At 71.4% G+C, this 18,472-nt stretch carries 18 protein-coding genes; 3 read left to right on the top strand and 15 right to left on the bottom strand.

Annotated features, from left to right (window positions below):
- Positions 1 to 7: 7 nt before the first annotated feature.
- Both ABZ659_RS02380 and ABZ659_RS02375 read right to left on the bottom strand, forming a co-directional pair.
- On the bottom strand, positions 8 to 1,972 hold the full coding sequence (locus tag ABZ659_RS02380; RefSeq protein WP_360212525.1) for a ferrous iron transporter B: 1,965 nt from the start codon (positions 1,970 to 1,972) through the stop codon (positions 8 to 10).
- Positions 1,969 to 2,274, bottom strand: coding sequence for a FeoA family protein (locus ABZ659_RS02375; RefSeq protein WP_360212523.1), 306 nt, complete (start codon positions 2,272 to 2,274; stop codon positions 1,969 to 1,971). The genes ABZ659_RS02380 and ABZ659_RS02375 overlap by 4 nt, the downstream gene beginning before the upstream one ends.
- Before the next feature lie 443 nt (positions 2,275 to 2,717).
- On the opposite strand from ABZ659_RS02375, the gene ABZ659_RS02370 reads away from it, so the two are divergent.
- Genes ABZ659_RS02370 through ABZ659_RS02360 form a run of 3 tightly spaced genes read left to right on the top strand, consistent with a single transcriptional unit; the run spans position 2,718 to position 4,221 of the window.
- On the top strand, positions 2,718 to 3,170 hold the full coding sequence (locus ABZ659_RS02370; protein ID WP_360212521.1) for a phospholipase: 453 nt from the start codon (positions 2,718 to 2,720) through the stop codon (positions 3,168 to 3,170).
- 56 nt (positions 3,171 to 3,226) lie between these two features.
- Positions 3,227 to 3,481: a hypothetical protein gene (locus ABZ659_RS02365; protein WP_360212519.1), complete on the top strand. Its 255-nt coding sequence runs from the start codon at positions 3,227 to 3,229 to the stop codon at positions 3,479 to 3,481.
- Positions 3,481 to 4,221 (top strand): peptidoglycan-binding domain-containing protein, encoded by a 741-nt coding sequence (locus tag ABZ659_RS02360; RefSeq protein WP_360212517.1) that lies wholly within the window; start codon positions 3,481 to 3,483, stop codon positions 4,219 to 4,221. The genes ABZ659_RS02365 and ABZ659_RS02360 overlap by 1 nt, the downstream gene beginning before the upstream one ends.
- Positions 4,222 to 4,509: 288 nt before the next feature.
- Here ABZ659_RS02360 and ABZ659_RS02355 read toward each other — a convergent pair whose 3' ends face one another.
- The 13 genes from ABZ659_RS02355 to ABZ659_RS02295 all read right to left on the bottom strand — a co-directional run bounded on the left by ABZ659_RS02355 (position 4,510) and on the right by ABZ659_RS02295 (position 18,464).
- On the bottom strand, positions 4,510 to 5,673 hold the full coding sequence (locus tag ABZ659_RS02355) for a dienelactone hydrolase family protein (protein ID WP_360212832.1): 1,164 nt from the start codon (positions 5,671 to 5,673) through the stop codon (positions 4,510 to 4,512).
- A 38-nt stretch (positions 5,674 to 5,711) separates the two neighbouring features.
- On the bottom strand, positions 5,712 to 6,332 hold the full coding sequence (locus tag ABZ659_RS02350) for a transposase (RefSeq protein WP_360212818.1): 621 nt from the start codon (positions 6,330 to 6,332) through the stop codon (positions 5,712 to 5,714).
- Between the two features lie 80 nt (positions 6,333 to 6,412).
- Positions 6,413 to 6,730 carry a hypothetical protein gene (locus ABZ659_RS02345; protein WP_360212515.1) on the bottom strand — a complete coding sequence of 106 codons (318 nt, stop codon included), beginning with the start codon at positions 6,728 to 6,730 and terminating at the stop codon, positions 6,413 to 6,415.
- 95 nt (positions 6,731 to 6,825) lie between these two features.
- Positions 6,826 to 8,328 (bottom strand): ATP-binding protein, encoded by a 1,503-nt coding sequence (locus ABZ659_RS02340; protein WP_360212513.1) that lies wholly within the window; start codon positions 8,326 to 8,328, stop codon positions 6,826 to 6,828.
- A gap of 518 nt (positions 8,329 to 8,846) precedes the next feature.
- Complete coding sequence (locus tag ABZ659_RS02335; protein WP_360212511.1) at positions 8,847 to 9,434, bottom strand: GNAT family protein; 588 nt, start codon at positions 9,432 to 9,434, stop codon at positions 8,847 to 8,849.
- Between the two features lie 54 nt (positions 9,435 to 9,488).
- Entirely contained in the window at positions 9,489 to 10,469 is a 981-nt protein-coding gene (locus tag ABZ659_RS02330; RefSeq protein ID WP_103542785.1) for a sugar kinase, read from the bottom strand.
- The gene (locus tag ABZ659_RS02325) at positions 10,466 to 11,224 is read right to left on the bottom strand and encodes a bifunctional 4-hydroxy-2-oxoglutarate aldolase/2-dehydro-3-deoxy-phosphogluconate aldolase (RefSeq protein ID WP_360212509.1); all 759 of its coding nucleotides are present in this window, start codon (positions 11,222 to 11,224) and stop codon (positions 10,466 to 10,468) included. Before ABZ659_RS02325 ends, ABZ659_RS02330 begins: the two co-directional genes overlap by 4 nt.
- A gap of 182 nt (positions 11,225 to 11,406) precedes the next feature.
- Positions 11,407 to 12,186 carry a polysaccharide lyase family 7 protein gene (locus ABZ659_RS02320; RefSeq protein WP_360212507.1) on the bottom strand — a complete coding sequence of 260 codons (780 nt, stop codon included), beginning with the start codon at positions 12,184 to 12,186 and terminating at the stop codon, positions 11,407 to 11,409.
- Between the two features lie 48 nt (positions 12,187 to 12,234).
- Positions 12,235 to 13,245: a DUF1565 domain-containing protein gene (locus tag ABZ659_RS02315; RefSeq protein ID WP_360212505.1), complete on the bottom strand. Its 1,011-nt coding sequence runs from the start codon at positions 13,243 to 13,245 to the stop codon at positions 12,235 to 12,237.
- A 62-nt stretch (positions 13,246 to 13,307) separates the two neighbouring features.
- Positions 13,308 to 13,895, bottom strand: a complete 588-nt coding sequence (locus tag ABZ659_RS02310; RefSeq protein ID WP_360212503.1) for a hypothetical protein — start codon at positions 13,893 to 13,895, stop codon at positions 13,308 to 13,310.
- Between the two features lie 10 nt (positions 13,896 to 13,905).
- Positions 13,906 to 15,948, bottom strand: coding sequence for a heparinase II/III family protein (locus tag ABZ659_RS02305; protein ID WP_360212501.1), 2,043 nt, complete (start codon positions 15,946 to 15,948; stop codon positions 13,906 to 13,908).
- 6 nt (positions 15,949 to 15,954) lie between these two features.
- Positions 15,955 to 17,709 carry a heparinase II/III family protein gene (locus tag ABZ659_RS02300; RefSeq protein ID WP_360212500.1) on the bottom strand — a complete coding sequence of 585 codons (1,755 nt, stop codon included), beginning with the start codon at positions 17,707 to 17,709 and terminating at the stop codon, positions 15,955 to 15,957.
- Entirely contained in the window at positions 17,697 to 18,464 is a 768-nt protein-coding gene (locus tag ABZ659_RS02295; protein ID WP_103542779.1) for an SDR family oxidoreductase, read from the bottom strand. The genes ABZ659_RS02300 and ABZ659_RS02295 overlap by 13 nt, the downstream gene beginning before the upstream one ends.
- Positions 18,465 to 18,472: the final 8 nt, after the last annotated feature.

The following is an 18,472-nucleotide window of genomic DNA, read 5'->3' as shown; positions in this document are numbered from 1 at the left end:
GCTCACCTCACCCGCCCAGCAGGACGGTGACCGTCCGCGCCAGGAAGGCCATCAGCCAGGCCAGCGCCGTCAGATAGGCGAGGGCGATCCCCGGCCACTTCCAGGTCCCGGTCTCCCGGCGCAGCACCGCCACGGTGGCCATGCACTGGAGCGCGTAGACGAAGTAGACGAGCAGCGCGGCGACGGTGGGCGCGGCGAACACCGGTTCCCCGGCGTGCGGCCCGTCGGCGTACGTCATGGTCCGCAGCGCCCGCGCCGGGTCCTCCGGGTCCTCGGCCGCCGCGACCTGCCCCAGGGTGGCGACGAAGGTCTCCCGGGCGCCCTGCGCGGACAGCACACCGATGTTGACACGCCAGTCGAAGCCCAGCGGCTCGAAGACGGGGGCGACCGAACGGCCCACGTCGGCGGCGTAGCTGTGGTCGACGGTGTACGCGGACACGGCGACGGCGTCGTCCGGGTCGACGCCCGCCGCGTGGAGCTGCGCGGCGGAGTGCAGCGGCAGGTTGAGCAGCAGCCACAGGACGATGGTGGTGGTCACGATGACGGTCGAGCACTTGCGCAGGAAGGCCCGCGCGGAGGACCACACCGCCACCAGCACCGCACGCGGGGCGGGCAGCCGGTAGGGGGGCATCTCCATGTAGAACGGCACCGGTTGCCCGCGCCGGTCGCCGAGCCGCTTGAACACCCAGGCGGCCAGCAGCGCGGAGACCGCGCCGAGCAGGTACAGGCCGAACATGACCAGGCCCTGCGCGCCGAACGGGCCGAACCGGTCGGACGGGTCGACGAGCAGACCGACGAGCAGGACGTAGACCGGCAGCCGCGCCGAGCAGGTCATCAGCGGGGCGGCCATCATGGTGGCCAGACGGTCCCTGGCCGAGGGCAGGGTACGGGTGGCCATGATGCCGGGGATGGCGCAGGCGAACGACGACAGCAGCGCCACGAACGCCCGCCCCTCCAGCCCGAACCGGCCCATCACCCGGTCCATCAGGAACGCCGCCCGCGCCAGGTACCCGACACCTTCCAGCAGGGCGAGCACCAGGAACAGCAGCACGATCTGCGGTACGAAGACCACCACCCCGCCGACGCCGCCGATCAGGGCGTCGCCCAGCAGCCCGGCCAGCCACGCGGGCCCGACGTGCTCGGCGACCAGGCCCGACAGCCGGACGAAGAGCGCCTCGACACCGTCCTGGAGCGGGGCGGCCACGGTGAAGACGGTCTGGAAGAACAGCACCATCACCGCGAAGAACGCCGCCGTCCCCCATACCGGGTGCAGCAGCACGGCGTCGATCCGCCGGGTGGCCCGGTGCCGGTCCGGGGCCCGGAAGTCGGCGAACGCCAGCACCGACCGCACCCAGGCGTCACGCTCGCCCGGGTCGGTGGGCGGCGCCACGACCGGGGGCGGCCAGTCACGCCACCGGGTGAGCCGTTCCCGCAGTCGCTCGACGCCGTACCCGCGGTGACCGACCACCGCGACGGTGGACACGCCCAGCGCCCGGCCCAGCGCCTCGACGTCCAACCGTCCCTGACGGCGCGCCAGTTCGTCGACGAACGTCACCACCACGCAGGTCGGCAGCCCACGGGCCAGGACCTGCGCGACGAACCCGAGTGACCGCCGCAGGGTGGTGGCGTCCACCACGACCAGTACGGCGTCCGGTCGCCGCGTGCCCTCCAGTCGGCCCTCCAGCACGTCGACCGTGATCCGCTCATCCGGACTGACCGGCTCCAGGCCGTAGGTGCCCGGCAGGTCCTCGACCAGGTACCCGCGCCCGTCCACCCGGCAGGTCCCGACGAACCGGGAGACGGTCACGCCGGGATAGTTGCCGGTCTTGGCGCGCAGTCCCGTCAGAGCGTTGAAGACGCTGGTCTTCCCCGCGTTGGGGCTGCCGACGAGCGCGATGCGCGGCGCCTCCGCCAGGGCCGTCCCGGCCTCCGACGAAGCGCCCGGGGAAGCGTCGTGGCACCCCGCGCTCACCGCTCCACCTCCACGACGTACACGCACGCGGACTGCGCCCGACGCAGGCACACCTCGTAGTCCTGGACCCGGTAGACGACCGGGTCACGCAGCGGCGCCCGCCGCACCACCTCCACGACCGCGCCGGGGACGAACCCGAGGTCGGCCAGCCGCCGGGCGACGGCAGGCGTCTCCCCGCCCACGACCTCCGCCACCGCGGCGCGCGCCCCGGGCGCCAGGTCGGCCAGGGCGAGCGACTCCCGCCGCACGCCAGCGGCCACCCGGGCACCGGCCTCTTCACCACCCTGATCGACGCTGCTCATCCACCTCTCCCACGCCCCACGCGGGCACGATCCCACCCCGGGGCATGAATGAGGCTAGCCTTCCCTTACTCGTCGCACTTGGGCATCTCGGCCCCCCGGCCGGGGCCCGTCGGCCCCGCTCCCGAGGACCAGGAGCCCCTCGCGGAACCCGCCGCCCGCACTCAAGCCCCACTCGAAGCGGAACCCCGCCCGGACGCCGGAACACCCCACCAACCGGCACGAAAGGGCTGGCGGAACCAGCGGGACAGCGGAGGCGCGGAGGCCCTCAGGCCCACCGGACCACGCCACCCTCTTGCCATCAGGTTCATGTCAAGGGACAGTTCCTCCAGCGCCACGCTACGCGCATAGCGTCAGCTCCGTCCGGCACGCAACTCCCTACGACCGTAGGGCTGTTACCTCCCCAGGCCACGCACCGCGACCCGGTGCACCACGTGAGGAGTCCCATGCCCCGCACCGCGCTCAAGGGTCTGGTCGCCGCCGCCATCACCTCGGCGACCGTCTTCGCCACCGCCTCCACCGCCACGGCCGTCCCCGCCGACAAGGCGCAGGTCCTCGCCAGCTGGACCCAGACCTCCGCCACGAGCTACAACGCCTGGTCGGCGGCCGAGTCCAACCGCTCCGCATGGTCGGCCTACGCCTTCAACTGGTCGACCGACTACTGCAGCTCCTCCCCGGACAACCCCTTCGGCTTCCCCTTCGCCCGGGCCTGCCAGCGCCACGACTTCGGCTACCGCAACTACAAGGCGATGGGCACCTTCTCCGCCAACAAGTCCCGCGTCGACAGCGCGTTCTACGAGGACCTCAAGCGCGTGTGCTCCCGCTACTCCGGCGCCACGCTCACCTCGTGCAACAGCACGGCCTGGACGTACTACCAGGCCGTCCGCGCCTTCGGCTGAGACGAGACCCTCCCCCCACCCCCCACCCCCTCCCCCCACCGTCACCTGGAGGCCCGTTGAGACACGGTCCGTCACGCCGCGCCACGCTGCTCGCCGCGGCCAGCTGCGCGCTCGTCGTGCCCGTCCTGCGCCCCGGCACCGCGCACGCCGCCGACACCGCCACCGCCCCGGCGCCACCGCGCGAGCCGTCGCCGGCCACCCACTCCCGGCACCCCGCAGCCCAGTACGCGCCCGACGCGGCCCGCAGGGCACACGCCGAACCCCTCAACGCCACGGTCGACTGCGCCCTGGGGCAGGGGGCACGCGACTGATGGCCACCTTCGTCACCCGCGCCCAGTGGGGCGCCCGCGCACCACGTGAGGTGAGCGGCAACATCACCCCCGCCCAGGGCGGCGTCGTCGTCCACCACGTCGACGCGGTCCGGGTCGCCCGCACGAACCACGCGGACTGCGCCGCCCAGGTACGGGGCATCCAGAACCACCACATGGACACCCGCGGCTGGTCGGACGTCGCCTACAGCCACCTCGCCTGCGTCCACGGCTACCTCTTCCAGGGCCGGGGCGAGTACGTCCGCACCGCCGCCCAGGGCACCACCCAGGGCAACGACGACTGGTACGCGGTGTGCGCGCTCACCGGCGGCACCGCCACCACCTACGACACCATCACCCCCCAGCTCATCGACGCCATCCGGTACGGCGTCAACCGCCTGCGCGTGTCGGGCGGCGCGGCCCGCGCCATCACCGGACACCGCGACCACCACTCCACGGAGTGCCCCGGCGCCCTCTACACCCGGGTCCTCAACGGCGAGGTGAACCCCGGCGGCGGACCCCTGCCGTACCCCGGGGTGAGCTTCCGGCAGCCCCCGACGTTCGTGCACGCGAGCGTGGCGACCTGGCAGTACCGGATGAACACCCGGTTCGGGTACGCCCTGGCCGTGGACGGACAGTACGGCCCCGGCTCCGACGCCGCGTGCCGCGACTTCCAGGCCGACCGGGGCCTGACGGTGGACGGCATCGTCGGCCCCAACACCTGGGCGGCGACCTTCGCCTGACCGCGGCCCGCCGTAGGCCCGCCAGGGGCCGGTCCGCACAGCGGAACCGCCCCTGGCGGGCCGAGAACTGATGCCAGCGCTGGTGTCACGCAGTCGGAAGTGGCCTTCCAGCCAACCGCCTTCACCGGCGACGTCACCCTGTGGACGATGCCCGCCGACCGTCGGCCATGGCTCCGCGCCCACCGTACCGGCTCCCGGCCGGCGGACCGTGCCCGAGCGGCACTCGGGCGGGCCGTCGTCGGGAGAAGCGGGTGGCGGCGTACGGAACCGCGATCCCCTCGTCCTCACTCACGTACCGCCGCCCGGCCCGTACACGCTGAGGTCACCGTGGGCTCCCAGAACGATGGACACGTCACCCGGCCGGCCACGCAGCGTGTGGTCGAGGGAGGCCAGGGACGCGGCGGCGGTGACACACGGCCCATCGGTACGGCCGCGTGATCCGACGATCGACTCCACCGGCGGGAGGTAGAGCGGCGCGTCCGTGAACGTCAGGTGCGCGGCGCCGGGGACGGCGAGCCGGTAACTGGTCGCCCCGCTCAGGGTGAGTACCTGGTCGAGGCGGGGGAGGTAGTCGGGGTCGATGTCCCCCCTGGTGTCCTGGGTCAGCGCCAGCACCGGTTGCGGAAAGCGTGTCGGGGCGGGATCGTGCGGAAAGCCGTCCAGGTCGATCACGGCGTCGAACCGGCCGTCCTGCCGAGCCGCCTGCAGGGCTGCGGCTCCGCCGAGGGAGTGGCCGGCGACGGCCACCCGGCCGGTGTCCATCCGGCGGCCCACGGGGCCTGGGATCTCGCCTCGCGCGACATGGTCCAGCCGGGTGAGGACGAAGCTCAGGTCGGCGGCCCGGACCGCGGTCCACTCGACCGCCCGTGCTTCGTCACGGTCGGCGTAGCCCGTGGCGGTGACCTTCGTGCGGAGGGTCCGGCCGTCGGCGAGGACGACTGCGGCAGAGTCGTAGGGATGGTCGAGGGCCGCGACGACGTAGCCATGGCTGGCCAGCTCCTGCGCCCACGCCGAGTTCTGGGTGCGCACTCCGCCCAGTCCCGGGGAGAACAGCACGACCGGGAAGCGTTCGTCGCCGTCGGCCGCCGGCGCGTCGGCCGCCGCGTGGGTACGGGCGCGGGGCAGGCCGTCGAGCAGGAAGCCGGGTATGCCGACGTAGTCGGCGAGGGCATCGGAGACGAGGTCCGCCTCGCGGTTCGTGCGCCCGAGGTAGCCGGCACGCTGCGCATCCGCCGGGCCCCTTCGCGCCGGGTACCACAACTGCACGACCACGGTGCGCCGGTCGTCAGCGTTGGGGGTGGCGTCTTCGGGGCGGTCGGCGTCGGTCCACTGCACCACGGAGGTGCCCACGGCGAAGGGGCCGGACGGCGCCGGGAACACCGGTACGGGAAAGGCCCAGGCGGCGGCCGGGCCGACCGCGATCAGACAGAGGCACACCAGCGACGCCGGCAAGGCCGCCCACCATCGGGCCCTGCGCGGCGGCCTGCCCGCTACGCATGCGCAACTCGGCTGCGACGGCGAACGGCAGGACGAGTGCCGCGCCGGCCAGGACGGGCGCCATCTGCCAGCGCACTGAACCCAACCCGAACGCCGTGCCGGACAACAGCACCACCGCTGAGGCACTGAACGCGGTCGGCCGACGCATCCGTTGGGGAAGCCAGCGGGCGATTGGACCATTCCGCCATCCCGTCCATCACCTTGTCCGTAATCGTGGTGATGGTCGCCTTGGACACGCTCGCGCCGTAGACCTCGGCCAGATGCGCGGAGATCTCCCCGTGCGTCAGCCCCTTCGCCGACAGCGACAGCATCATCTCGTCCACCCCGGACAGGCGCCGCTGCCGCTTCTTGACGATCTGCGGCTCGAACGAACCAGCCACGTCACGGGGGACCTTGACCTCGACCGGGCCGACATCGGTCAGCACAGTCTTCGCCCGGGTCCCGTTGCGGCTGTTGCCGCTGCCCCTGCCCTCGGCACCGTGCTTCTCGTATCCGAGGTGATCGGTGATCTCGCCCTCCAGGGAGGACTCCAGCACCCGCTTCGTCAACTGCTGGAGCAGCCCACCCTCCCCGGTCAGCTGCAGGCCCTCGCTACGGGCCCGGTCCACGAGCATCGCGACCAACTGCTCGTCACTCGCCGGCACGGCCTCCACCGCCGCCTCACTGCCCGGTATCTGCTCGATGGTGGTGTCGCTCATCTGGCGTCTCCGTGATCATCGGATCCGCCGATCATTGAACACTCCCCCTGGATGCGCCTCAGCGCATCCAGGTCGTCGTCGGGCAGTGCGACCATCGTCCGTGCAAGGTCGCCGTATGCCCTAGCCAGAGGGCCCAGCGCTTCGCTCTCGGCCGCACGGAAGCGGCACCGCTGTTCGACGCCCAGTTCGATGGGATCGCCCTGCTCGGCCGCAAGCATCCTCAGGGCGTCGAGTCCGGCCCGTTCGAGTTCGGTGACGCGTGTCGCCTCGCCGCACTCCGCAAGATCACGCAACGAGCCGTCCTCGGTCCACACGTCGATCCAGCTCAGCGGAAGCCACGGGGCTGGACCGTTCGGGTTCGGTAGACACTCCGAGATCTCTACCGAACCCGGGACAGTTCAGTCGGCGGTTACTCGCTCCCGTAGAGACCCGGCAGGTCGACCAAGAGTAGGTCGTCGCGGCCGGCCGCGAACTCGATCAGGTCCGGGTAGAAGCCGTGCAGGGAGAACAGGGCCAGGGTGGTGCCCGTGGTGTCGTAACCCTGGCCGGCGAGCAGGGTACGGATGTGTTCCAAGCGTCGCAGGTCGCCGGTACCGCGGCGGGCGGCGGTGGCCTTGGCCTCGCCGAGGAGGGCGATCCGGGCGCGGGGGGCCTGCGGGCGCTCGCCCAGGGCCAGGGCGATGACGTCGACCTCGTGCTTGGTGCGGGCCCCGGGGTCCGCCACCTCGGTGGTGCCGACCGGGCCGGGCAGGCCGCCGGGAAGCAGGGTGTGGGCATAGCGGCGGGTGAAGGCGCGGGCGAGGTCCTCGAAGTGGGGGCCGAGGATCTTGGAGTTGAAGGTCGGCGCGGCGGCTTGCCACGCCTCTTCGGCGAAGCCCTGCTCGACAGTGGCCGCCTGCGGCAAGGTGATCAGCTGATTGAAGCGGATGACGGGGTCGGCCAGGGTGATGACGGGGTGGCGAGGACGCAGGATGTCCTGCTCGCGCTGGATGTAGCCGGTGGACTCCAGGACGTCGAGCGGGTGGGTGACGGCGTTGCGCTGTCGTTCCAGGGCCGCACCGATCTTGCTGGGGGTGGTGGCGCCCTGGGCGATCGCCGTGAGGATGTCGTAGTAGAGGGTGTGCTGGGTGATCCGCGGATCCTCGCGCAGCAGATACTCCGTCTCCGTGCGCGAGTACACCGCCCGCCCCGGGTCCAGGAGCGTCCGCGTCAGCCAGGAGGCGAAGCCGTCGTTGGGGTGCGGACGGGCCGCCACCGGCCGGTAACCGGGAGCACCCCCGAGGACGGCGTGCACCTGCAGAGCGGTCAGCGGGTCGTCGATCTGCCAGAAGGCACGACTGGCCCGGTAGTCGAAGGCCCCCAGCCGTAGATCGATCACCGCGCGGCCGCGCAACGGCTTCGTCCCCGACAGCAGTTCGTGCATGACGCTCATCGCGGACCCGCACAGGACCACACGCGCTCCGGGTCCGGGCCCGGTGCCCCGCTGGCGCTCGTCGTAGAGCTGCTGCAGCAGGCCGGGGATCTCGGGAGAGTGCTGGAGGAGATACGGCAACTCGTCGATCACCAGCAGCGGAGTCCGTGCACGCGCGGTCACGTCAAGGGCGTTGGACAGGACCTCACGCCAGTCGGTCAACCGCAGCGTGCCGGGCTGCAGACCCGCGTGGGCCGCGATGGCGTCGCTGAACCGCTGGATCGCCGGCAGCCGTCCTTCTTCCCGCACCGCGGTGACGTACAGACCCCCGACCCTCTCGGAGAGTGCCTGCAGCAGATACGACTTCCCGTGCCGCCTGCGCCCCGACACGATCCCCAGACGCATCGCCGGATCCGGGTCCGTGACGAACTCGGTGAGCAGACCCCACTCACGATCACGGTCGACCACGTCCTCGGGTTTGGCCAGCATGCCCTCGTCCACCGGAACTCCCCACCAGCCTGGATCGACAACGACCTGTCTAAGTCTACTTAGACAGGATCCGTCCAGCTCGACTTTCCTCAAGACGGGCAACCGGAGTCACTCACGATGATCGTCGCAGAGTTGTGTCAGCGACTCCCCGACAAGGCTGTTGCGTATGTCGCGACACCTTGCTCCGGTCGGCCTCGCCGACGGGAGTCGAGCGTCACATGAGCGTCAAGAGTCCCGAAGACCGGGCATCACGCAGCCGCTCCCGCCCGTCACTCCAGTACGAACCCGCAGGTGAGGCGGGCTCGAAGGGTTCGATCTGCTGGATACCGCGAAACAGGTCGAGACCCACCGACGCTCCTACTGAAACGCAGGTCAGCGGCTCTTTCCCGCAGGCTCCAGAATCGCCACACACTCCACATGGTGCGTCATCGGGAACAGGTCGGCCTGGACGCAGGCGGTAAATCGCCAGGTCAGAGCCCGTTTCTAGGCTCGCTGTGCGGCATGCGGACGCCCAGAGCGTCAGACGAGCGTCACGGGAATCGATCCATCGGGGGAGGCGGTCCCTCCGCGTCTGCGTCAACACCACTCCCGGTTCCGGCATGCCATTCCTCTTCGAGGATGCTGAACATCAGGCTGTCCCGCCAGCCGTCCCGGATCCACGCCGTGTGCCGGTGGTGCCCCTCGTACGTCATGCCGAGCTTCTCCAGCACCCGGGAAGATCCCTGGTTCCGGGGGTCGCACGTGGCGCGGATCCGGTGGAGTCCCCACCGGTCGAAGCCCAACGAGAGCAGCGAGCGCCCGATCTCCGTGCCGATGCCCTGTCCCCACACCCTCGGGTGCACGATGTAGGAGATCTCACCCTGGTGCTGTGTGTGACTGCGGAGGTGCAGCACGCCCATACCGACAACGTCGTTCCCGACGCGCGCCACGTGAGCCAGCCTCCGCGGCGGCTGGTGTGTCCAGGACTCGACCGCCGCCCTCACGAAATCGCGTGTCTGCTCCTTGGTGTTCGGCCCCCAGGGCTGGAAGCGGCAGGCGTCGGGCAGGCCGGCCCACGAGTGGACCGCCTGCCAGTCGGTGAACACGATCCTGCGCAGAGTCACCGGGCGTCGGCTCATGGGCTGATCGTCTCGGCGGAAGCCGAGCGGGTGCACGGTTTCACGGGCACCCGCTCATCGCAGGACATCCCCGGTCCTCAGAAAGGTTTCCAGTTCACCGCGATTTGGGAGCAGTTCACAGTCGCCGGGGACGGACACGGCGTAGGCGCCCATCGCGCAGGCTGTTCGGAGCCGTTGGACGGGGCCGGCTCCGCGCAGGCGTTCTGCCAGGTATCCGGCAACGAACGCGTCACCGGCCCCGACGGTGTCGACGACGGGGACGGACAGCGCCGGTTCCTCATGGATCGCGCCGTCGATGTGAGCAGTGCATCCCCTGGCGCCGGTCTTCACGACGGCCTCCCGCGGCCCCGACGCCGCAAGGTCCGCGGCCAGAGACTCGGGAACGTCCGCCTTCGAATCGAGAACGAGTTGGGCTTCCTCGATCCCGGCGAAGACGATGTCCGCCTCCGCGACGAACCGGCGGAGCTCACGCCGGGCGGTGTCCGGATCCCAGAGCTTGCTCCGGTGGTTCACGTCGATGCTCACGAGTACGCCGTTCGCCTTCGCCGCGGCGACCGCGTCCCCAGCTGCCTGGCGGGCGGAGGCGCTGAGGGCCGGAGTGATGCCGGTGAGATGCAGGATCGCGGCCCTCCGGACCGCGTCGACCGGGATGTCGCATGAGGTGAGGCGGGAGCCGGCCGATCCGGCGCGGTGGTAGTCGACATGGACCACGGTGGCGGCGCGGTGGTGGCGGACCATGAGGCCGGTGAAGGAGGCGTCCCGGACCGCCATGGTCTGGATGCCTTCCGCTCCGAGGCGGCGTACGACGAGATCTCCGGCCGCGTCGCTCCCCACCCGGCCGATCCAGGTGACCGGGGCCCCGAGGCGCGCGGCGCCGATGGCCACGTTGCTTTCGGCACCGCCGATACCGAAGGTGAAGTCGCGTGCGTACTCAAGGGTGCCGATCGTGGTCGCGGTGATCAGGCCCATCGTCTCGCCGAAGGTGAGCAGACCGCCGTCGGCCCACTGTGCGAGCGTGGCTGGGGAGCGTGTCACCGGGCGGCCCTGCCTTCCGAGACGGCTGCCAGGGCCTGGCGGCAGCGGGCCGTGAGGCGGTCGTCGACGCCCTCCCTCACCGCGGTGCCGATCAGTGGCGTGCCCAGGCCCACTGCGGCGACCCCGGCCGCGGTCCATGCCGGGATGTCGGTCAGGGAGATGCCGCCGGTGGGGATGAGGGGGATGCCGGGAAGCGGACCGCTCAGGTCTGAGACGTACCGGGGCGAGACGGCCGAGGCGGGAAAGAGTTTCACGGCGGGTGCGCCGGCGCGGCCGGCGGCGTGAACTTCGGTGGGTGTGAGCGCGCCGGGGTAGGCTGCCACGCCGGCGGCGCGGGCCGTTCGAACGACGTCGGGCGCCGCGACGGGCGAGACGAGGAAGCGGGCACCGGCATCGACGCAGGTCTGCGCCTGGTCGGCGGTCAGGACCGTACCCGCCCCGATGACCGCCTCCCGGCCGTAGGCGGCAGTGAGCTCGCGAATGCACCGCAGGGCGCCGTGAGTGGTGAGGGTGATCTCGATCGCGTGGATCCCGGCGTCGAACAGCGTGTCGGCGATCGCGGGGAAGTGCTCGGCGGTGGGGGCGCGCAGGATCGCGATCAGACCTCGGGAGGTGATCTCCGTGGTGATCTGGCATTCCGGCTGCGTGGGCGCCGGGGCGTCGCCACTGGTCATTCCGCTTGATGTCCTGTTCTGGGGTGGATGCTTGGCTTCTGCGACCGGCCCCGCGTGCAGGCGGTGGCGGGTCGTGTGCACCGAGGAGAGGGGGATCGGCAGGAGGTCCGCTCCGCCAGCCGGGGGGACGCCCGTCCGGGAGCACCTGCTCCTCGGAGGGGCGTCCAGCAGCCGGCAGGCGGCGCGGGATGCTGAGTCCGCTCGTTGTACTGTGCCGGGAGGTGCCGGGCCTCCTAGTCCGAGGCCCGGCACCGCCTCGTCTCTCAGGTGTGGGTGACCTGGAGCTTGTAGATGCTCACCTGCCCGTAGTTGGAGCTGCTGCACGGGGAGGAGTTGCCGCAGTTGGCCTGGGTGTAGCCGCCGGCCTTGAAGTAGTTGCCGGACGCGGTGTGCGGGATCGTGGTCTGGAGGACGCCGTTGTAGTAGACCTTGATCTGGCCGCCGCTGACGACGAACTTGCCTTCGAAGACCGTGTTCAGCTGGTAGTTGCTGGTCACCAGCTTGTGGTGGGTGGTGTCGCCCTTGGTGATGTAGAGGCTGGTGCCTTCCAGACGGAAGACGGTGACGTCGTCGTCGCCGTCGTGGATCTGCGCGCCGACGACGTGCGGCTTGTCGTTGGGCAGCTTGTTGAACGCCTCCCGGAAGGTCATGGTGTGGGTGCCGGAGGTGGCCGACCAGGAGGCGTTCTTGGTTCCGTTGTCGGTCATCTCGCGCAGCTCGGCGCGCCCGTAGCTGGAGTTGGGTGTCGTGACGGCGTTGACCGCCGACCGGAACTGGACGCCGGTGCACTTGGAGTTCACGGTGAACCAGGGGCTGGACGAGAAGGTCGCGAGAGCGGGCTGCTTGACCTCGGTGGGCGAGCCGCTGGAGCCGGTCGGCAGGGTGACCTTCCAGTTGGTCAGGTTGAGCTGCTGGGCGGGGTAGTCGCAGGGGGCGGCCGCGGTGGCGGTGCCGGCGGTGGTGAGCGGGAGGGTCAGGGCGGCCAGGGCGGAGAGTGCGGCCACGCCGGTGGTGGCGAGAGTGCGCTTGCGGGTGCGGCTCATGTCTGCTGCTTCCTTACTGTCTGGTGTGTCGGGTGTCTTCTTCTGCGGTCAGCAGGGACGCGACGGTTCGTACTCGTTGCCGTACGTGCCCGTCGCGTCGCCGCCGGTGTTGCCGGCCAGGGTGTTTCCGCACACCCGGCCCTGCGGGGTGGCCTCGAACTTGATGCCCCCCGCAGCGTTGGAGAGGAGGACGTTGCCCTCGATGGTGTTGCCGGTGCCGTCCGTGGGGGTGTCGCCGCCGACCCGGACTCCGGCGCCGGCGTTGCCGTACGAGCGGTTGGCGCGGAACGTGTTGCCGCTGCCGCGTGCGTCCAGGCCCGCGGAGTTGGGGTCGCGCTGGCCCGTGCAGTCGTTGCGTTCGACGAGGTTCGCGGTGGAGTTCTCCTTGATGTCCACGCACTCGTTGCCCTGGGTGTCGATCCTGTTGTGGTGGATCCAGTTGTCCCGGCTGACGTCCGGCCGGTCGTCCGGGGCGCCGTTGAGCCCTTGCTGCTCGGGGGCCGTGCCGAGGTAGATGCCCTCCCCGACCTTGCCGCCGTCGGCGAAGCGGAAGTCCCATACCCCGCATCCGGTGATCCGGTTGTGGGCGACCTCGGCGCCGGTGACGAGGTAGCGCAGCCGTACGCACTCCTCGCCGGCGTTGCGGAAGGTCATACGGGTGATGCGCAGGCCGTCGACACCGTCTCCTGGTGTCAGGCCCATGACATACAGCAGCTTCTTGCGGTAGTCGGACTTCTCGGTGGCGTCGCCGACCAGACCGTCGATGGTGAAACCTGTCAGCCGGACGCGGTCGTGCTGGATCTCCCCGACGGCCCGGCCCTCACCGGATCCCTGGACCACGGCGGACGGGGGCCCGGTGAGGGTGACGCCGGGACTCCGGCTGACGAAGTCCTGCAGGTAGCGTCCCGGTGCCAGGTGCACGGTCGATCCGGGGCCGGCCACATCCAGGGCCCGCTGGATACCTGCGAAGGGAGCCTGCCGGGTCCCGGGGTTGGTGTCGCTGCCGCGCGGTGAGACGTAGATGTCGTGTCCGCCCCGGGGCTCGGCGGCGGATGCCACGGGCGCGGACGTCCCTGTGACGGCTAAGAGGGCAGCCGCAGAAGCGATGTACCGGATGAGTCTCATGCTGGTTTCCTCGGGTTCAGGGGTGCGTGCAGGGACAGAGCCAGGAGGAGGGGAACGGTGGGCCCGAGCAGCAGGGGGCCGAGGGGAACGGGCAGCATCGCCGGCGGCACCAGCAGCAGGGCCAGTAGCAGAACCAGGCCGCGTCGCGGCGAGGCGAAGGCGAGGACGGCCGCGCGGCGGCGGAACCCGTCGTCGGTGCCGACCGCGGCTGCGGCGGCGAGCGACAGCGCGTAGACCGCCAGGGCGGCCAGCAGGGCGAACTGGACGGGGAGCAGGACCCATGCGGTCGCACTTCCCCGGCCCAGCAGGAAGAGGCAGTTCGTCGCCAGGACGGCGATCAGCGAGCTGGCTGCGAGTGCGTCCTTCCACAGGGCGCGCCAGCAGCGCGGAAAGGCACGCAGAGTCCCGGTGAACGGTCGGCCACCGCCGTCCCGGCGCCAGTCCTGCAACGCGATCGCCGCGGCGGCCAGGGCCGGGAGCCAGGTGACGACGCCGAGTGCCAGCAGGCAGAACGCCGCTCCCGCGAGTGCCGGCTGTGCGACGAACTCCATGGCGCGCAGTGCACCTCGCTCCCAGCCCTTCATGGTGTGCTCCCTACGCGCCGGTGGTCTCGGTGGGCAGTACGCCGGTGAACGGCTCGTCGGACCGGAGCGCCACGGCGCCGTCGATGTCGACGCGGCGTGCCCGTACGGCGGCGACGCGTGTGCCGGAGAGGACGATCGCCGCCGCGTCGGCGCTCACCCGGCCCGTCTCGATGACCCGCGCGCGGGGAGCGAGGAGGACCAGTTCCTTCTCGTCCCCCTGGCCGACGGACACCGCGTGGCCCTGGTCCGAGGCCAGGAGTACGGCCGGGTCCGGCCGCGGATCCAGCGAACCCGTGCTGTCGAGGACGGTCAGGAAGGTGGCCGTGCGGGCCCTGGGTGTGGTGAGGCGCAGGGTGTGCATGGCTTTGCTGACCTTGAGACTGGGGGTGCTGGAGGTCGGGTTCGCCTCCACCACAGTGCGGTGACGCGTGGCCGTCGCGTCCGTGGGCAGCAGCCGGGTGAGCCGTGCGCTCGCCGGCCCGGACTCCAGTCGCCAGCCGTCGGGGTCCAGTTGTGTCGTGGGCCAGTCGGAGTGCAGCAGATACGTCCACTCGCGCGGTCCCTCGGCCTCAAGCTCGTCCAGGATGACCACGCGCCCCAGAGGCGTCACCACCAGCGTGCGGTCGACGCGCTGTACACCCAGCCGTTCGGAGAACATCGCCGCGGACTCCGCCGTGGCGTGGGCGAATCCGTCCTGGGCGAGCACGTCACGCACACGCGCCCGGCGCTCCTCGGGTATCCCCTCGTACACGTGGTAGCGGCCCTCGTCCGCCCAGCCCTCTCCGTCGACCAGGACCAGGTTGTGGTGAGCTGCCCGCTTGTGGTTGCTGTAGCCCTCGTCCACCGCGAGGAAGGCGCCGTGCGAGTGGAGGACGAAGGCGCCGGCGTCGGGGTGGTGGTGGCCCGCGCTCATGGCGTCCCAGCCGCCCGCGGCCTTCAGCCGGTGCCCTTCGTCCCAGGCGCGGTGGCCGCCACCGGGGGCGGCCTTGAAGCTGACGCAGGTCGCGGCGCTGTCCCAGCCGGTGCGCGCGGTGATCTGCCCCAGATCCGGGAAGTACGCGGTGCCGGGCTCCCGGTCCGGTGCCGCGGGTGTCACCCGCGGGTCGTACCAGAGCAATTCGAGGAAGGCTTCGGGCATGACACCGGGACGTACACCCGACTCGTACGCCTCGCGCCAGAAGTGACGCTCCGCGACGAGGTTCCCCAGCCACTGCGCCGTGCCGTCCTGGTAGGCGGAGGCCAGGCGGTAGTAGAGGGCGACGCTGTGGCCGCTGCGCCGGTCGTGGCAGTCGCCGTGGTCGATGTTCTCCTCGAAGCCTGGCGCGCTCTGGTGCAGGCGCCAGCGCGTGGTGTTGCGCAGGAAACCGCCGACCGACCACAGATCGGACCGCTCCTGGTGCTGGACGAGGTCGGTGTGGATGGCGAGCCACGGCACTCCGTACCGCCAGTAGACGACACCTTCCGAGTCCGACCCGTCCTCGGGGAGCATCCTGAGGACGGTCTCCAGGTTGGCCCGGGCGGCCTTGCTCCACTCGGAGCGTCCCAGCGCGTAGCCCGCGGTGGCGATACCGGTCCAGCAGATCCAGTTGTGGTTCTGCCAGTACGCGCTCGACCACCAGCGGCCCGTGGTCTCCTCGGCGAAGGAGTACAGCCGCTCGCCCTGGAGTTCCAGCTTGGCGCGCAGGATCTCACGCCGCTCCGGCTCCAGGTCCTCCCCCAGCCAGGAGTACGCGAGGGAGAGGCCGTGCAGCAGCCAGCCCGCGTCCAAGTCGTGGTCGGGCATGTGGGCGCGGCCCCAGTGGGGGAAGGCCACGCAGGTGGAGATCCAGCGCCACGCCTCTTCCAGATACCCGCGCTGACCGGTGAGCCGGTAGGCGAGCGCCAGGTTCGCGGCGGCGGGGCCGAAGTAGGTGATGCTCGCCTCGGGGTGTTCCGTGGGCGGGTTCTGGCGGCGGTACCAGTCGCACTGCTCGTGCAGTCTCCGCCACTGGGCGGCGTGCGTGCCGTTCAGCTCGCCGCGCAGTGAGTCGAGTCGTCCCTCGAGAAGCAGCATGCGTTCTCACGCTCCGATGGGATGGGTGGCGACGGTGCCGTCGGCCAGGTCGATGTGGACGGTCCGTTCGGACAGGCTCACCCGGCGGACGGGTGGGGACGTCTCGGCGGACTGGTAGACAGAGACGAACACGGCGCGCCGGCTGGTGAGGGACCAGTCGACACCCTGCCGGCTCCGCGCCGGATCATCCGCGGGACCGGGATGGGCGACGACGGTGAACTCCGCCTGCGGACGCGAGGCGTGGCAACCCGTCAGGATTGCGGACTCGCCGTCGCCCCAGACCGTGCGGGCCCGGTCGGGCCCCTTGGCCACGACGTCGAGATCGGTGCCCGGACGCAGCTGGGCGGTGAGCCGGCGCTCGGTGGCCGCCTCGATGACGAGGATGTCGAGCAGGTAACGCCGGTCGGTGACGACGCGGCGTGTCGCCGTGACTCCGTCGTACGCCTGCTCACACTGGCCGGTGTCGCCGTCGAGGACGGCGTCGCAGGGTCGCTGTTCCGTCTCGTCGACGCGGAAGGTGGGGTGGGCCGCCGTACTCGCGTAGTACGCACGCAGTTTCCGGTGGGCGTACGGGACCTGGCCGGGGTCCGGCTGCCAGGCAGTGCCGTCGTCCGCGTACAGGTAGAGCGACAGTTTGTCCTGGTGCCCGTGTCCTCCGCCGTGCGGTCCGGCGTCCAGCAGGGCGTGGACGCCCGCGGACCGGAAGACCGCGAATCCGGCGTCGGGGAAGGTGTGCCGCGGTGACGTCGTGGGGAGCGGGACGCCGGCGAACCACCCGTCGAGGTCCGCGGGGAGTGGGGCGGCCGAGTCGCGTTCGGCAGCCTGGGCGACGGCCTTCAGCGGTGCGCCCGCGAACAGTTGGGCCGCGAGCGCGGCCACCTCTCTGATCTCGGCCGCCTGTGCCTCGCGCCGGTAGGGGCCGTCGTGCAGGGCCGGCAGGGTGCCGTCCGGAGCGGCGACGCCCGCAAGCGCCGAGACCATGGCGCCCAGTACTGCCGCGATGTCGTCGGGCAGTTGCTCCGGGCGGGCGCCGCGCAGCGCGAGCAGGTAGGCGTGCAGGACGAACAGGTGGTAGTAGGTGCTTGCCTCCCACTCCCAGCCGTCCCGATGGACCGCTGTCCGCATGTGGGCGGCCAGTCCGTACTCCTGCGCGAGGCCGATCGCGTCGGGTTCCTCTCCGGCGATCAGATCGGCGGCACAGCGGCAGGAGATCTCTGCGGCGGCCAGCCAGGCGGTGTAGTTCGAACGGGCCTCTCCCTTCCTCAGGAGCTCGCCCCGCGCTGCTCCGGCCGCTTCCCGGAGCGATTCGAGGAAGGGGACGAGCTCGTCCAGTCCGGGGCCTTCCGGGTCCGCCGCCAGCGTGCGTGCCGCGTGGGCGATGTTGACAGCCCAGATGGCCTCGGTCAGCGCCTGGTGGAAAAGCCTTCCGCGCAGCATCCAGTCGTCACCGCCCGCGTGTGTCACCGGCAGGCCGGCGTAGAGCTCCGCGTACTGGCGCAGCACCGCCACGGCCTCGTGGCGTTCGTCGGGCGGGCCGGCGGACAGGTGCCGCAGGTACCGGGCGATCTCCTGGTGCGCCAGAACGGTCCACGCGCCCCGAATGGCGTCGGTGTCCAGGCGGCAGCCGTAGCGGCAGGCGGCACCGCCGGCGGGGAAGGCGCCGCCGAGCAGGTCGCCGTGGTCGAGTTCCACGCCGTGTGCCGGGCAGACGTAGGCGTGCCACCACCCGCCGGGCTCCTGCGGAACGGTCAGCGCGGCCATGCGCCGCCACCGATGTCGAAGGTGGCACCGGTGACGTATCCGGCCTCGTCGGAGGCCAGGTAGACGGCGGTGCCCGCGACGTCCTCCACGGTGCCCGCCCGGCCGATGGGCAGCTTCTCGACGATGCCGCGCCGGGCCTCGGGCGCGGTGAACGTGCCGTGGAAGGCGGTCTCACCGATGTATCCGGGAGCGAGGGCGTTGACCGTGACCCCGGCACCGCCGATCTCCTTGGCCAGCCCCTTGGCGAAGCCGATCACTCCGGCCTTGGCCGCCGCGTAGGCGGTCGCGCCGGGGCCGCCGCCGTCGTGAGCCGCCTGTGAGGCCATGAGGATGATCCGTCCCGCGCGCCCGGCTTCCCGCACGTGGGGCAGGGCGGCCCGGCACGTCCGGAAGGCGGAGACGAGGTTGACGTCGATCACGCTGCGGAAGTGTTCGTCGGTCATGTCGGAGACGGGGACCCGTCCGACGAGATGCCCGGCGTTGGCGACGACGATGTCGAGGCCGCCGAGGAAGGTGACGCTCTCGTCGACCAGGCGCTCGACGGCGGTGGAGTCCGTGACGTCCGCGGCGACGGCGGTGGACTTGCGTCCGAGCGCACTGATGTCGGCCACGACGCGCTGAGCCGCATCGGCGGAGTGACCGTGGTGAACGATCACGTCGGCGCCCGCCCGGGCCAGGCCGAGCGCGACGGCCGCGCCGATGCCGTGCCCGGCGCCGGTGACGAGCGCACGGCGCCCCGTGAGGTCAAAAGGCATGAGGAGTT

Source organism: Streptomyces sp. NPDC006997 (genome assembly GCF_040635175.1).
Taxonomy (GTDB): domain Bacteria; phylum Actinomycetota; class Actinomycetes; order Streptomycetales; family Streptomycetaceae; genus Streptomyces.
The sequence above is the reverse complement of the archived record's forward strand: the minus strand, read 5'-3'. Positions and strand labels throughout refer to the sequence as shown.

Excerpts from the sequence above, each read along its gene's own strand:
- ABZ659_RS02300 (WP_360212500.1), bottom strand. The coding sequence starts at position 17,709 with ATGGCCGCGCTGACCGTTCCGCAGGAGCCCGGCGGGTGGTGGCACGCC.
- ABZ659_RS02305 (WP_360212501.1), bottom strand. The coding sequence starts at position 15,948 with ATGCTGCTTCTCGAGGGACGACTCGACTCACTGCGCGGCGAGCTGAAC.
- ABZ659_RS02320 (WP_360212507.1), bottom strand. The coding sequence starts at position 12,186 with ATGAGCCGCACCCGCAAGCGCACTCTCGCCACCACCGGCGTGGCCGCA.
- ABZ659_RS02375 (WP_360212523.1), bottom strand. The coding sequence starts at position 2,274 with ATGAGCAGCGTCGATCAGGGTGGTGAAGAGGCCGGTGCCCGGGTGGCC.
- ABZ659_RS02350 (WP_360212818.1), bottom strand. The coding sequence starts at position 6,332 with ATGCTCGTGGACCGGGCCCGTAGCGAGGGCCTGCAGCTGACCGGGGAG.
- ABZ659_RS02335 (WP_360212511.1), bottom strand. The coding sequence starts at position 9,434 with ATGAGCCGACGCCCGGTGACTCTGCGCAGGATCGTGTTCACCGACTGG.
- ABZ659_RS02310 (WP_360212503.1), bottom strand. The coding sequence starts at position 13,895 with ATGAAGGGCTGGGAGCGAGGTGCACTGCGCGCCATGGAGTTCGTCGCA.
- ABZ659_RS02360 (WP_360212517.1), top strand. The coding sequence starts at position 3,481 with ATGGCCACCTTCGTCACCCGCGCCCAGTGGGGCGCCCGCGCACCACGT.
- ABZ659_RS02370 (WP_360212521.1), top strand. The coding sequence starts at position 2,718 with ATGCCCCGCACCGCGCTCAAGGGTCTGGTCGCCGCCGCCATCACCTCG.
- ABZ659_RS02295 (WP_103542779.1), bottom strand. The coding sequence starts at position 18,464 with ATGCCTTTTGACCTCACGGGGCGCCGTGCGCTCGTCACCGGCGCCGGG.